General features: G+C 38.0%; 1 protein-coding gene. It reads right to left on the bottom strand.

Going from position 1 to position 1,191, the window contains the following annotated elements:
- Positions 1-35: 35 nt before the first annotated feature.
- Positions 36-1,191: D-alanyl-D-alanine carboxypeptidase family protein (locus tag V7127_RS20385; protein ID WP_335489043.1), on the bottom strand; the 1,156-nt coding region annotated here is incomplete at its 5' end.

The raw sequence follows: 1,191 nt of genomic DNA, 5'->3' as shown, positions 1-1,191 counted from the left end.
TGTCGGGGGTGACCAAGGCACTTCCGCTTTTCCTATTAGAACCAACCTTTTACAGTTGAGGAGATGCCTCCGAAGACATTCCCGAAAAAGCTACCTATTCCGCGCATCATCAACACAAACCAGTTCGCCTTTTCAATATCCTCTGCAGCAACAACATCTACTTGAATTTTATTTTTTCCCTTTTCAGATAAAAATTCTAAGTCACCTTCATTAGAAGATTCAATCGTTAAAGTTCCGACCTTTTCTCCTTCTTTAACAGGCGCCGTTAATTCCCCTTTATCATTAAGCTTTTCTTTATCCAAAACTAGCTTTGTCTTATAGTTTTCCTTTTCACCATTTTTCACAACCATTGTGATTGGATCCTTTGTTTCAATCTTTACCTTGTCTTCTTTTCCTTTAATAACAGGTAAAGTCTTTTGACCCTTCACTTGGTAATTAGCAGGTACTAACTCTTCTTTGCCAAAATTACTAAATGCATAATTAAACATTTTCTTTGTTTCATCAAAGCGGGATTTATAAGTACCCTTACCGCTTTCATCCTTGGCATTCATAATAACAGTGATGTAACGGGTGCCATTTCTGACAGCTGTACCTGTAAAGCAATAGCCAGCAAACTCCGTTGTCCCTGTTTTTAAACCATCTACGCCCTCAAAGCCATAAACAAGACTAGGAAGCATCCAGTTCCAGTTTTGCATGTCAATCGCATCTTCTGTGCCTTCTCTGAAGGTCATTTTCGGAATAGTTGTCGTTTCTAACACTTCTGGGTAGTCATTAAGCAAATAAGAAGCTAGCATTGCAGTAGCTCTAGCAGACATCACATTCTCTTCATCTTCTGTCCCAGTATGGTGGAATCCTTTTAAATCTTTATTATTTAAGCCAGATGAGTTAACAAACTTGAAATCTTTTAATCCTAGTTCTTCTGCTTTTTTATTCATCATTTTTACAAAGTTCTCTTCAGAACCCGCAAGCGTTTCTGCAATGGCAATCGTTGCAGCATTTGCTGAATAAATCGTCATTGCTTGGTACAGTTCACGAATATTGTATTTTCCATCTCTGCGCAAAGGTACATTGGATAAATTCGTATCATGAGAAATCTTCCAGACATACTCGCTAACGGAATATTCTTGGTCCCATTTCACTCTTCCCTCATTAATAGCTTCTAGAAGAAGATACTCAGTCATCATTTTTGTC

This window comes from Bacillus sp. JJ1773 (assembly GCF_036962035.1).
Lineage (GTDB): Bacteria > Bacillota > Bacilli > Bacillales > Cytobacillaceae > Cytobacillus.
This window is presented reverse-complemented; position numbering and strand designations above follow the sequence as displayed.